Source organism: Enterococcus massiliensis (assembly GCF_001050095.1).
GTDB lineage: Bacteria > Bacillota > Bacilli > Lactobacillales > Enterococcaceae > Enterococcus_C > Enterococcus_C songbeiensis.
The window spans coordinates 508956-521566 of sequence record NZ_CVRN01000007.1 but is presented as its reverse complement, the minus strand read 5'-3'; the positions used below and the strand labels follow the sequence as shown (position 1 = coordinate 521566).

The window sequence follows — 12611 nt, the reverse complement described above, 5'->3', positions numbered from 1 at the left end:
ATAATTTCTATTGTTTTACGGAGGTCTCTAAATGAGTGAAAATCAGCACTATTCGACCCGTAGCCAGCGCCATAGCCAACAGCCGAAAAAAAGTAACACTGGAAAAAATATTTTTACGATTATCAGTATTTTATTTGTAGCTCTCGTCCTTGTTGGCGGCTATTCGATTTTTTCAATGAAGCAGCATCAAGCCCAGGCGATGGAACACTTTACCGACAGCGCCAAAAGCTTGTTGGCAGATATTCAAGAAGAACGGGATCAAAGCGGATTAGCGAATAAGAAAACCGTTAAAGGAAACGAACAGGTCAAATTGGTGATCTACACCCCACAAAATGACAGTCCGATTCCTGATGCAGATAAAAAATTAACCGCACTTGCCAATCAAATCAAAAAACAGGTCAAAGCAGATGAAATGGCGGTTCTTGTCAGCAAAGTTGCTGTCAAGCATGTGACCGATCAATTGGATACCTACCAATTAGTGGCGGAGCATTATCGGTGGAACGAAAAAGAAAATACCTTTAAACAAGCCAAAGGTCTTAGCGAAGCCCCAGTTTATGTCTCACAAAAAACCGGTAAGGCGGTTGCCATCAAAGATGTTATCCCTTCCGAAGCAGATCTTTTGGGTATTCAGCAAGTGATCCAACAAAAAATTCTGGATGCTTCAAAGGAAAAAGGAATGATCGACAAGGTTTTGACTATGCCTCGGATCAGTTTTGATAATGAGATCACTTATACACCAGAAAATCTGACGATCTCCTTGCCAAAAAATGACACGGGAACATCGACCATCACCTTGGCTTACAAAGATATTGCAGCTTATGTCAATACGCAGCTGGTGGATCCGGCAACAGTGAAAGATGCCTTGCCGGTCATCGATCCAAAGAAAAAATATATTGCACTGACATTTGATGACGGGCCAAATGGTGTGACGACACCAAAATTATTAGATATTCTGAAGGAAAAAAATGCTAAGGCGACCTTCTTCATGCTGGGTGAAAATGTGTCTGCCAATCAAGAATTGGTAAAACGTGTCCACGAGGAAGGCCATGAAGTTGCCAGTCATTCCTATTCCCATCCTCAGTTGACGACTTTAAATGCCAAACAGGTCCAAGAAGAAGTTCGCAAGACCGACAAGGCGATTTTTGAAGCCAGCGGAATATTGCCACGAAATATTCGCCCTCCTTATGGCGCAATTGATGGAGCAACCGCAAAAACGATCGGCAAGCCGATCATTCAATGGGATATTGATTCTGAAGACTGGAAATCCAAAAACGCAGCGATCATTACGCCACGGGTGACAGGCAGTGCCTATAACGGGGCCATGATCCTGATGCATGATATCCACTCTGAAACGATTGCGGCAGTTCCCGGCATCATCGATACCCTGCAAGCACAGGGGTATGAATTTGTCACTATCGATACTTTATTGGCGGGCAAACAAAAACCTCTCCATCAATACTTCGGTATGACAGACGAACGTTATGTTGAATAAGAAAAGGCTAAGAGTTGCGGAAATTCCGCAGCCCTTAGCCTTTTTTGAATAATTGCTGAAGTTGTTAAAAAATAATGTTTTCTTTGATAATCTCCAGATTCTTGATCCAGATACGCCGATTTTTTACTGCGATGGCACCCATTTCTTTTAATTGCTGCATCATTCGATTGACAGAGCTGGCCGCTGCGATACCGCAAAAACGAGCGATTTCCTCATTGGTGACGACAAAATCGATCAAAATTCCTTTTCCCTCCACATCAACGCCGAACATATCGTAGAGTTCATAGATCTGTGCGCAGACTGCCCCAAATTTGCCGTTCATCAGCATCTGCTGCATTTTTTTCATAGAATGGAGCAAACGCAGCCGGTAATAATCTTTAACGTAATTTTGCAGCTCCAGATTACTGTTGATGTGTTTCCAAAATTCCACCCGGTCGATGCGATAAAGCTCGGCTTTTTCTGATTCCACCCGAATATTGAAGGGGGCATCGATAAATTGGGAATACTCGTCTTTTAACAAGGAGACGATTTCAAGGCCGTTGATGTATTCAATGTTGAATTCCCGTCCATCCTTTGAGATCACGCTGGTCTTGATTACCCCGCTCTTCAAAATATAGACATGCTTGTCCTGTAATCCTTCATAAATCAGATATTTCTTCTTTTCCTTCACAATGATCGGAAATGAGTGTTCATTCAGATAGTCACTTAAGACCTTACTATCCATTTTTTGGTGCACTCCCTTTTTCTAATAAACAACTTTTTCTCAACCTATAATAACAGATGTACTCATAAGATACACTAATAATTATTTCTGAAAATTTACAAAAAATAGTAACAAATGTTGTTGATTTAGGTTTCTTCCTTTTGTCATTACCGAAAAAAAACAGCAAAGTCGCATTTTTTTTGGTTTCTGTCTTGGTATAGTGACACTCGTAAAGAAAAAAGAAAAGAGGTTTTTACTATGGAACAATGGACAGAATTATTAATTGACCGGCTAGAAGCTGCCTACCGGGCACGTTTTGACCGGGAAGCTGCGTTGGTTTTCCTCAACGATGCCTACCAAGAATATTTGCTTTTGCGAACACAACCCCTAACAGAGGAGAAAGAACAGCGAGAAATCTTGGCACGCTTCATGGAAACTCGGGATTTGTTTATTCGTCAGCTGGTGGATCGCTACCCTTCAAACTATGCCGATGTGGAACAAAAAATCCAACAACTGAAAAACGTTTGTCAGGAAGAAACTGCAACGGTCGATTTTGATATGCGTCTGCACCCAGCCTTTTAACAAGAAACTAAAACTTATTGGAGTGAATGATCCGTAATGGAAGAAAAATTATTTAATAAAGGATTTATTAGTATCACTGTTATCAATTTTATCGTCTTTTTGGTTTATTATCTTTTGATGGTCATCATCGCCGTTATCGCACAAGATCATCTTGGAGCTACCCCCGGACAAGCCGGACTTGCTTCTGGGATTTACATTATCGGCACTTTGCTTGCCCGGCTTTATGTTGGGAAGAAACTGGAATTATTCGGTCGTAAAGCCGTCTTGCGTTTTGGTGCGGTATTTTACCTGCTGACCACCCTTGCTTATTTTTATATGCCAACCATTGCTATTTTGTATCTGGTACGTTTCTTAAACGGATTTGCTTATGGAACGGTATCCACTGCAACGAATGCGATTGTTACCGCCTATATCCCAGAATCCAAAAACGGCGAAGGCATCAACTATTACGGATTAAGTACCAGTTTAGCAGCAGCCATCGGACCTTTCCTTGGTATGGTTTTGCTGAATACCACCAATTTTTATTTCATTATTCTTTTCTCCGTTCTTTTGATCTTATTTACCACCATTGGTTGTTTCATGATGCCGGTAAAAAATATTACCTTATCTGAAGAACATCGGGCATTATTGAATAAATGGTCTTTAGACAGCTTTATCGAATACAAGGTCTTGTTTATTTCCTTTATCGCCTTTTTGATTGGCTTGGCTTATTCAAGTGTGTTGGCTTTTCTTTCTTCCTACGCACAAGTCATCCATTTAGTAACAGCCAGCTCCTTCTTCTTCGTGGTCTATGCTACAGTCATTACCTTTACCAGACCATTGTCCGGCAGAATTTTTGATGCCAAGGGAGAAAATTATGTCATGTATCCCAGCTATCTCTTTTTATCTTTAGGGTTGATCGTGTTGAGCTTTACTTCTGCTAGCTGGATGCTACTGCTGGCTGGTGCCTTTATCGGTTTAGGTTACGGTACTTTCATGTCAAATGGACAAGCGATTTGTTTGAAAAAGGTCAACAGCCATCGGATTGGGATCGCTCTTTCCACGTATTTCATCGGTTTGGATCTGGGCTTAGGTGTTGGTCCTTACCTTATGGGTGAATTACGCAGCTTCCTATCATTTTCCGGATTGTATCTATTTTCAGCGATCATTCCAATTCTTTGCACGGTTTTATATGCTATTTTTTATAAAAAAACCGTCAGCACCAAAGAAAAAAGCGAAGCCGTATCGGAGTCTGTCGCTGAATAATTAGACGGAAACTTCTTTCCTTTTTATCGAAAATTGATTTGTACCATCAAAAAACCCCCACAGCAACTGCTGCGGGGGTTTTGTTAGATTCTCAGTTTTTAAGATTCAACGGAATAGTTTGGTGCTTCTTTGGTGATTTGTACGTCATGAGGATGGGATTCCTTCAAGCCGTTGCCGCTCATTTGGATAAATTGTGCATTTTCCCGCAATTGCTCCAAATTGGCTGCACCCACATAACCCATACCGGATTTCAACCCACCGGTCATTTGGAAAATGATGTCTGAGACACTGCCTTTATAGGCAACTCGTCCTTCAATTCCTTCTGGGACCAATTTATTGGCTTCGTTAACGCCTCCTTGGAAATAACGGTCGCTGGAGCCTTTTTCCATTGCGCCTAACGAACCCATTCCTCGGTATGTTTTAAAACGACGACCTTGATAGATTTCAAATTCACCCGGGGATTCGTCTGTTCCTGCCAACATACTGCCTAACATAACTGCATGTCCACCGGCTGCCAAAGCTTTGACAATATCACCGGAATACTTGATTCCGCCGTCTGCGATGATTGATTTGCCATATTGACGGGCCACAGAAGCTGCATCATAAATCGCAGTTAATTGGGGAACACCCACACCGGCTACTACCCGTGTCGTACAAATTGACCCAGGTCCGATTCCCACTTTGACAACATCGACACCGACATCATAAAGGGCTTTGGTTGCTTCTGCTGTCGCCACATTTCCAGCGATCAACGTTGCTTGTGGGAAGGTTTCGCGAATTTCTTTGATTTTACGAATCACTCCGGCACTGTGACCGTGAGCTGTATCGATCACGATGGCATCTGCTCCAGCATCCAGCAAGGCTTGCGCCCGTTCAAAGGTGTCACTGGTTACGCCAACTGCCGCCGCTACTAACAAACGACCATGTTCATCTTTGGCCGCATTAGGAAATTTGATGACTTTTTCAATATCTTTGATGGTAATCAAGCCGCTTAAGCGGTTATTTTCATCCACGATTGGCAATTTTTCGATTTTATGTTTCTGTAAAATATTTTCCGCATCCGCTAATTTTGTACCAACAGGCGCCGTTACTAATTCATCTTTGGTCATGACTTCTGCGATAGGAATTCGATAATCCGTCACGAAACGCATGTCACGGTTGGTGATGATTCCGACTAATTTGCGGTTTTCCATCGTTTCAACGATTGGCACCCCGCTGATTCGGTATTTTGCCATCAAGTGCTCCGCATCCGCCACCAAATGTTCCGGCGTCAAAAAGAAAGGATCAATGATTACGCCGCTTTCCGAACGTTTCACTTTTCGCACTTCGTCAGCTTGCGCAGCGATGCTCATATTTTTATGGATGACACCCAGCCCACCTTGACGAGCCATGGCAATCGCCATTTTACTGTCCGTTACGGTATCCATACTGGCGCTGATGATTGGGATATTCAATCGAATGTTTTTGGCTAACTGCACTTGCATACTTACCTCGTTTGGCAAAACATGACTTTCTGCCGGAATCAGCAAGACATCATCAAAAGTTAAACCTTTTTTCGCGAATTTTGTTTCCCAGTTGGACATTTCCGTACCACTCCTCAAATTTAATTTTATTTATGAAATTAACAGAAAAAATCAGACAAGTCAAACAATCAAAATAAATTCTCATTTTATTGGCAAAAAAAGTAGGATTTATTAAGAATTGCCGCTGTCTTTTAAGATTTCCAGAAAGGCGGTGCCATATTTTTCCAGTTTGTTTTGACCGACCCCTTTGATCTGCAAAAAATCCAATGTTGTTTGGGGTTGTTTTTCTGCCAGCTCCTGCAACGTTTTATCAGAAAAAATCACGTACGGTGGCAGATTTTGTGCCTGCGCCAATTCGGTTCGCAACCGTCGCAGTTGTTCGAACAATTCTGTATTTTCCACAATCGTTTTGACCGTCGTTTGTTTGCGAGTAACTTTCTGTTTGCCCAGCAGGACTTCGACACCGGTTGCAGAGACCTTCAACATGGGAAACTGTCCTTCCGTTGGTGTTAAAAAACCGGCAGCAGTCAAATAATCAATCAGTTGAACCACTTCTTTTTGACTCCAGTCCTTCATCAAACCATATGTGGGCAGTCTTTCAAAATGCCACTGGCTGATTTTTTGATCCTTTGAGCCGGTCAATACTTTTCCTACAAGAGATTTCCCAAAACGCTCCCCCATCCGTTTGACACAAGACAGAACTTTTTGTGCTTCGATGGTGATATCTGTTACTTCCCGCTCATCCAAACAATTGCTGCAACGGCCGCAATCGGGACCGTCCTCGCCAAAATAGCGCAGGATATAACGTTGCAGGCAGATTTGCGAATGGGCATACTGGCTCATTTCCCGCAATTTTAAATATTCGTTTTGTTTGTAATCAATCGCCATTTCCGACTGATCAATAAAGAATTGCTGAATCTGCAAATCATGAGGAGCAAACAATAAGATTGCTTCACTGGGCAAGCCATCTCGACCGGCACGACCCGCCTCCTGATAATAAGATTCCAAATTACCGGGAACCTGCGCATGGATCACAAACCGGACATTGCTCTTATTGATTCCCATCCCAAAAGCATTGGTGGCCACCATGACCTGAATACGATCAAAAAGAAAATCTTCTTGGTTTTGAGAACGTTCCTGCTCGTTCATGCCGCCATGGTATTTGCCAACCGCAATTTTTTTGCTTTTTAATAAGTGATACAGTCGTTCGACTTCTTTCCGGGTGCTGGCATAGATAATGCCGGCTTGCTCCCGATTCACCCGCAGATATTCCAGCAGATAGGTATCTTTTTGTTCCTTAATCACTTGAAAAGCCAGATTTTCTCGGGCAAAGCCGGTCATCACTTTATTTTCTGGGGGAATCTGCAACCGTTGCAAAATATCTTCCGCAACTTGCGGAGTCGCCGTGGCCGTCAGTGCTACTACCACCGGGCGCTGATCAAACTGCTGAATCGTTTCCGCCAATTTCAAATAACTGGGGCGAAAATCATGCCCCCACTGTGAAATACAATGGGCTTCATCTACCGCTAGCAATTCAATCGGCACATGCCGCAGCAGTTGTTGAAATTCATAAGATTCCAATCGTTCCGGGGCGACATACAGCAATTTGATCTTGCCGTCCACGGCTAAACGCAGCCGTTCATTCATTTCCGGTACACTCAAGGTGCTGTTGATAAACGCTGCCGGAATTCCCATATCGTTCAATGCATCCACTTGATCCTTCATTAAAGAAATCAAGGGGGAAATAACCAAGGTCAAGCCCTCTAAAACCAGTGCCGGCAATTGATAGCAAACCGATTTTCCGCCACCTGTTGGCATAATGCCCAACACGTTTTGATGATGTAAAATTTGATCGATGATTGCTGTTTGTCCCGGACGAAAGGCATCATAGCCGAATTTTTCTTTTAATAATGTTGTTAATTCCAAATCATCCCATCCTTTGGTTCTATTATACGCAAAAAAAGGAAAGAACCCACCTCTCCATTGATTTTCTTTTCAAAACGGATTCGTGAGGTTCTTTCACCTATCAAAAAAACGTCGAAAATTTTCGACGTTAGTTTCTTGGCACGGATAGGCTGCCAACGATGTGGTATTTTTTCTTTAAATAGTAACGCAAACCAAAGGCTGCGGCACCGATGACGATTGTAATGATTGGATCGAGAACCGGATTGATGGCTTTTGGCAACAAAGGCGAACTGCTGAAAACAATAATCCATAATAAGAAGGATGGTACCAGCAATAAGATGGTCTTCCATAATTTTGGTCGTTGACTCTTGTCAGCACCTTTGCGTTCATACTGATAGATGTATTTGTACATCAGGTAGAAGACCCAACCGCCGACCATAGCGGCAAGCAAGAGTGCCAGCATTCCGTAAGATTGACCTTGACCTTTGGCGATAAAGGACATCAGACCGATCATGACGGAGAAAAGTCCCAATAATAACAGGGTATTATCCAGCCACATCAAAACCGGAGAAGATTCCTCTTTTTCGGCAGGTGCACTTAGAATAGCTTCGGTTCGTTCAGAGACAGTACCGAACAATTGGCGGGCAGTTTTGCCCCCTTTTTGTTCTTTTACTAAAACCGGCAGCATTTCATGCAGCGCAATCGTTTTTTCTTCTTCAGAAAGATTGGCAGCATCCAAAGATTTTTTCAAATCAAAGATGTATTGTTGGTTACGTTTTGTTAGTTCTTTTTCTAATTCACGATTTTCTGAAACATATGTGCGCAGAGTTTCTGGCTCCATTTGTTATTCTCCCTTCGCTCTTGACATTTCCAGAGGCAATTTTACCATACCATTTCCTCGTATGATAGTGTTTTTAGACATTAAAACGAAACAACATGACATCTCCGTCTTGCACTTCGTAGTCTTTTCCTTCTAAACGGACCCGTCCTGCTTCTTTGGCGGCGTGCATTGTGCCATATTTGTCAAGATCTTCAAAGGAAACCGTTTCAGCTCGGATAAAGCCCCGTTCAAAATCGGTATGGATAATACCGGCAGCTTGTGGTGCCTTCATTCCTTTGCGGAAGGTCCAAGCCCGAACTTCTTGTTCTCCGGCAGTAAAATAGGTTGCCAAGCCCAATAAATCGTAGGCTGCCCGAATCAATTGATCCAACCCAGATTCTTCGATGCCCATCGCTTCAAGAAAATCAGCTTTGTCTTCATCATCCAATTCAGCGATTTCTTCTTCTGCACGGGCGCAAACAGCGATGACTTCTGCATTTTCAGTCGCAGCAAAATTGCGGACTTCCTGTACATAATGGTTGTTGTCGGCATCAGCTACTTCGTCTTCTGCCACGTTTGCCACGTAAAGGACGGGTTTGCTGGTCAATAGGAATAGCCCTTTAACGATTTTTTGTTGCTCATCGGTAAATTCCACACTGCGGGCGGATTTTCCGGCTTCTAATGCAACTTTGATTTTTTCCAAAACAGCCAATTCGGCAACGGCTTCTTTGTCTTTGGTTTTCGCAACTTTTGCTACGCGATCGTAACGTTTGGTGATGGATTCTAAATCAGCCAAAATCAACTCCAAATTGATGGTGTCAATGTCGTCTAAGGGATCGACACGTCCTTCTACGTGAGTGATGTTTTCATCATCAAAACAGCGAACCACGTGACAAATCGCATCCACTTGGCGGATATGACTAAGGAATTTGTTTCCCAAGCCTTCCCCTTTGCTGGCACCTTTGACGATTCCCGCAATATCAGTAAATTCAAAGGTTGTAGGAACTGTTTTTTTCGGATGCACCAGCTCAGTCAGGCGTTGCAAGCGCCAGTCTGGTACTTCTACCATTCCCACATTGGGATCGATCGTTGCAAAAGGATAATTTGCTGCTTCTGCTCCTGCTTTTGTGATTGCGTTAAATAAAGTTGATTTTCCAACGTTAGGCAAGCCAACGATTCCGGCGGTTAATGCCATGATTTCCTTCACACTTTCTTTTCTAGAATTTTTTTCATTTTCTTTTCAAAATCGCGACGGGTCAACATTACGATGTGGCCGCAATTGGTACATTTTATTTTAATGTCTGCCCCCATGCGGATGATTTCCCAGCGATTGGCTTGGCAAGCATGGGGTTTTTTCATTTCTACAATATCACCTAAATCATACATTAAAACACCTTCTTGTTCATAGTGAGGTAGAAATTTTTTCTGAAATTTCTTCCGTTTTTCACGACGCATATCATTCCACTAGACTACTTGATAAAAGTGGAACTGACATTCTTGTTCATAGTAAGATAGAAATTTTTTCTGAAATTTCTTCCGTTTTTCACGACGCATATCATTCCACTAGATTACTTGATAAAAGTGGAACTGACATTCTTGTTCATAGTAAGGTAGAAATTTTTTTTGATGTTTCTTCCGATTTCACGACGCATATCATTCTACTAGATTACTTGATAAAAGTGGAACTGACATTCTTGTTTATAGTCACACTATCAGGCTTCGTCAAAGTGGATATCCAAAATATCCAGGATGCGGGTCAGGTCATTTTGCGAAAGGTATTCGATCTCGATTTTTCCTTTGCCGTCTTTTTCTTGGATTTCGACACTTGTACCGAATTTATCCATCAAACGGTCTTCGCTTTCCCGTAAATAATAAGGTTTGACTTTGGCGATTCGCGGCGTTTTCTTTTCTTCTTTGGCTTCGTTCATTTGTCCCACTAGCTGTTCTAGTTGACGGACAGTCAGGTTTTCCTTCACACAACGATTGGCAAGCTTCAGGATTTGATCTTTTTTCTTCAAACCTAACAGGGTACGGGCTTGTCCCATCGATAGTCGTTCATCTTGAACCATTTCCTTGACCAGCTTCGGTAAAGTCAACAGTCGCAGATAATTGGCGATGTAAGGGCGACTTTTCCCTAAACGTTCGGCTACTTCTGCTTGGGTCAGCTTGAGATTTTTCATCAACATGTCGTAAGCCTCAGCTTCTTCCAAAGGATTCAAATCTTCCCGCTGCAAATTTTCTAAAACAGCGACTTGCATCATCGCTTCTTCGTCAAACTCACGAATAATTGCCGGAATCGTTTCTTTGACCGCCAATTTTGATGCCCGGAAACGACGTTCACCTGCGATGATTTCATAGCCCTTCACTGCTGATTTGCGCACGATGATTGGCTGAAAAACCCCAGATTGGGCAATGGACGCTGCTAATTCCTGTAACGAGGCTTCGTCAAATGTTTTTCGTGGTTGATAGGGGTTGGGACGCAATTCATTCAGCGGAATCTCAACAACTGCTTCTTTTTTGACATCCACATCTTCCAAGTTGGCAAAATCCTGAAACAATGCATCGATGCCGCGACCTAAGCCCTTGCCTTTATTTTTCACGAGCTAACACTTCCTTTGCTAGAGCTTGATACACTTCAGCACCTTTTGACCGCAAATCATAATCAACAATCGACAACCCATGACTTGGCGCTTCTGACAAACGGACATTTCTTGGGATGATTGTGTCATAAACTTTTTCTTGGAAATAGCGGCGAACTTCCTCCACTACCTCTGCCCCTAAATTCGTGCGGGCATCATACATCGTCAATAAAACCCCTTCGATTTTCAACGTTGGGTTAAAATGTTTTTGCACTAAACGCACCGTATTCAGTAATTGGCTCAAACCTTCCAGCGCATAATATTCACATTGAACAGGAATCAAAATCGAATCACTGGCTGTAAACGCATTGATTGTCAAATGTCCCAATGAAGGCGGGCAATCGATAAATACAAAATCATATTCGTCTCTGACTTCTTCCAATGCTGTTTTTAACCGTGATTCCCGCGCCATCATGGAAGTCAATTCAATTTCGGCACCGGCTAATTGGATCGTTGCCGGTACGATGTCTAAATTTTCGCGAGAACTTGGTAAAATCGCATGCTTGATTGGTTCTTCGTTAACCAACACATCATACACGTCTTTCACGACATCTGGTTTACGAATACCCACACCGCTTGTTGCATTGCCTTGCGCATCGATATCCACAAGCAGGATTTTTTTGCCGGCATAAGCCAGACAAGCGCCAAGATTCACGGTAGTCGTCGTTTTACCGACCCCGCCTTTTTGATTTGCGACAGAAATAATTCTTCCCATCAAGTTTCCTCCTATTAGTTGGTCAAATGGATCAGAAAAACACTCTCATCTTCTGGTCTTGCCGGAAAAATTTTTACGGCATTATTTGATTGGTTGTTTATTGGGCAGCCCCGGTTTGCGGGGATATTTTTTAGGTGTTTCTTTTTTCTTTTCGATCACAATGATATGGCGCTCGTCACCGGTAATCGGCAGCGGAATCGCCCGTTCCTCGATAAACTTGCCGCCAAGCAGCGCAATCGCCGGTTTGGCTTCAGTTAATTCTTCGTCGCTTTTTGCGGCTTTCAGGGCAAAAAAGGTGCCGTTTTTCTTCACCAAGGGCAGACATAATTCTGCCAATACATTCAAACGAGCCACTGCACGGGCCGTCACGTAGTCAAAAGTTTCGCGAAACTGCTTGTTTTGACCGAATGTTTCTCCCCGATCATGATACAGATGAACATTTTCTAAGCCTAATTCCTGTACCAAATGGGTTAAAAAGGTGATCCGCTTGTTCAGGGAATCTACGATCGTAACCGATAGTTGCGGAAAAACGATTTTCAAAGGAATACTTGGAAACCCTGCTCCGGCACCCACATCGCACAAGGCGACTTCTTTCGTGAAATCCGCCGTCAGCGCCAACGTCAAGGAATCGTAAAAATGTTTGAGATAGACTTCTTTTTGCTCCGTGATAGCGGTAAGATTCATTTTTTCGTTCCATTCGACTAACAGCTCAAAGTAGCGGTGAAACTGCGCCATTTGCTTGTCGCTTAAAATGATCTGCTGCTGCAGCAATTGTTGCTGAAATTCTTCAGGTAACATCTCGTTTTCCTCTCTTTTTTGTGAAACAAATATTTGTTTCACGACTTCCTCTACTTTAACGCAAATGGGCTGTTTCTGCAATGGTTTGTGGGAAAATTTACTAAGAGCAGTTGAAGAACTGGCGGAACTTATTGAATAACTCCTTATAATTCTTAGATGTAAAAGCGACTATGAAACAGCCCACTTCTT

Annotated in this window: 12 protein-coding genes; 3 read left to right on the top strand and 9 right to left on the bottom strand. The window is 42.7% G+C overall.

Translation table 11 applies throughout. The annotated features are described in order from the left end of the window. Window positions 1-31 precede the first annotated feature (31 nt). Window positions 32-1492, top strand: a complete 1461-nt coding sequence (locus tag BN1875_RS09760) for a polysaccharide deacetylase family protein (protein ID WP_048604661.1) — start codon at window positions 32-34, stop codon at window positions 1490-1492. Between the two features lie 64 nt (window positions 1493-1556). Here the strand turns inward: BN1875_RS09760 and BN1875_RS09755 are convergent, their stop codons facing one another. Beyond that, complete coding sequence (locus BN1875_RS09755) at window positions 1557-2216, bottom strand: Crp/Fnr family transcriptional regulator (RefSeq protein WP_048604660.1); 660 nt, start codon at window positions 2214-2216, stop codon at window positions 1557-1559. 237 nt (window positions 2217-2453) lie between these two features. On the opposite strand from BN1875_RS09755, the gene BN1875_RS09750 reads away from it, so the two are divergent. Both BN1875_RS09750 and BN1875_RS09745 read left to right on the top strand, forming a co-directional pair. Further along, window positions 2454-2777 (top strand): hypothetical protein, encoded by a 324-nt coding sequence (locus tag BN1875_RS09750; protein WP_048604659.1) that lies wholly within the window; start codon window positions 2454-2456, stop codon window positions 2775-2777. A 36-nt stretch (window positions 2778-2813) separates the two neighbouring features. Next, entirely contained in the window at window positions 2814-4022 is a 1209-nt protein-coding gene (locus BN1875_RS09745; protein WP_048604658.1) for an MFS transporter, read from the top strand. Between the two features lie 98 nt (window positions 4023-4120). On the opposite strand, the gene guaB is transcribed toward BN1875_RS09745, so the two are convergent. The 8 genes from guaB to rsmG form a co-directional block, all read right to left on the bottom strand. After that, window positions 4121-5605 carry an IMP dehydrogenase gene (gene guaB / locus BN1875_RS09740; RefSeq protein ID WP_048604657.1) on the bottom strand — a complete coding sequence of 495 codons (1485 nt, stop codon included), beginning with the start codon at window positions 5603-5605 and terminating at the stop codon, window positions 4121-4123. Between the two features lie 111 nt (window positions 5606-5716). Then, on the bottom strand, window positions 5717-7471 hold the full coding sequence (gene recQ, locus BN1875_RS09735) for a DNA helicase RecQ (protein ID WP_048604656.1): 1755 nt from the start codon (window positions 7469-7471) through the stop codon (window positions 5717-5719). 127 nt (window positions 7472-7598) lie between these two features. After that, a complete protein-coding gene (locus BN1875_RS09730) occupies window positions 7599-8291 on the bottom strand; it encodes a DUF1129 domain-containing protein (RefSeq protein ID WP_048604655.1) in 693 nt (230 codons plus the stop codon). A 73-nt stretch (window positions 8292-8364) separates the two neighbouring features. Next, on the bottom strand, window positions 8365-9465 hold the full coding sequence (gene ychF, locus BN1875_RS09725) for a redox-regulated ATPase YchF (protein WP_048604654.1): 1101 nt from the start codon (window positions 9463-9465) through the stop codon (window positions 8365-8367). An 8-nt stretch (window positions 9466-9473) separates the two neighbouring features. Next, complete coding sequence (locus BN1875_RS09720) at window positions 9474-9656, bottom strand: DUF951 domain-containing protein (RefSeq protein ID WP_048605318.1); 183 nt, start codon at window positions 9654-9656, stop codon at window positions 9474-9476. A gap of 326 nt (window positions 9657-9982) precedes the next feature. Then, window positions 9983-10870 carry a ParB/RepB/Spo0J family partition protein gene (locus tag BN1875_RS09715; RefSeq protein WP_048604653.1) on the bottom strand — a complete coding sequence of 296 codons (888 nt, stop codon included), beginning with the start codon at window positions 10868-10870 and terminating at the stop codon, window positions 9983-9985. Then, on the bottom strand, window positions 10860-11624 hold the full coding sequence (locus BN1875_RS09710; RefSeq protein WP_048604652.1) for a ParA family protein: 765 nt from the start codon (window positions 11622-11624) through the stop codon (window positions 10860-10862). Before BN1875_RS09710 ends, BN1875_RS09715 begins: the two co-directional genes overlap by 11 nt. Window positions 11625-11705: 81 nt before the next feature. Then, window positions 11706-12422, bottom strand: coding sequence for a 16S rRNA (guanine(527)-N(7))-methyltransferase RsmG (rsmG, locus tag BN1875_RS09705; RefSeq protein ID WP_048604651.1), 717 nt, complete (start codon window positions 12420-12422; stop codon window positions 11706-11708). Window positions 12423-12611 lie beyond the last annotated feature (189 nt).

What these genes read in the sequence shown, in the direction of transcription:
- BN1875_RS09760 (WP_048604661.1), top strand. Translation starts at nt 32, where the DNA reads ATGAGTGAAAATCAGCACTATTCGACCCGTAGCCAGCGCCATAGCCAA.
- BN1875_RS09755 (WP_048604660.1), bottom strand. Translation starts at nt 2,216, where the DNA reads ATGGATAGTAAGGTCTTAAGTGACTATCTGAATGAACACTCATTTCCG.
- BN1875_RS09750 (WP_048604659.1), top strand. Translation starts at nt 2,454, where the DNA reads ATGGAACAATGGACAGAATTATTAATTGACCGGCTAGAAGCTGCCTAC.
- BN1875_RS09745 (WP_048604658.1), top strand. Translation starts at nt 2,814, where the DNA reads ATGGAAGAAAAATTATTTAATAAAGGATTTATTAGTATCACTGTTATC.
- guaB (WP_048604657.1), bottom strand. Translation starts at nt 5,605, where the DNA reads ATGTCCAACTGGGAAACAAAATTCGCGAAAAAAGGTTTAACTTTTGAT.
- BN1875_RS09730 (WP_048604655.1), bottom strand. Translation starts at nt 8,291, where the DNA reads ATGGAGCCAGAAACTCTGCGCACATATGTTTCAGAAAATCGTGAATTA.
- ychF (WP_048604654.1), bottom strand. Translation starts at nt 9,465, where the DNA reads ATGGCATTAACCGCCGGAATCGTTGGCTTGCCTAACGTTGGAAAATCA.
- BN1875_RS09720 (WP_048605318.1), bottom strand. Translation starts at nt 9,656, where the DNA reads ATGTATGATTTAGGTGATATTGTAGAAATGAAAAAACCCCATGCTTGC.
- BN1875_RS09710 (WP_048604652.1), bottom strand. Translation starts at nt 11,624, where the DNA reads ATGGGAAGAATTATTTCTGTCGCAAATCAAAAAGGCGGGGTCGGTAAA.
- rsmG (WP_048604651.1), bottom strand. Translation starts at nt 12,422, where the DNA reads ATGTTACCTGAAGAATTTCAGCAACAATTGCTGCAGCAGCAGATCATT.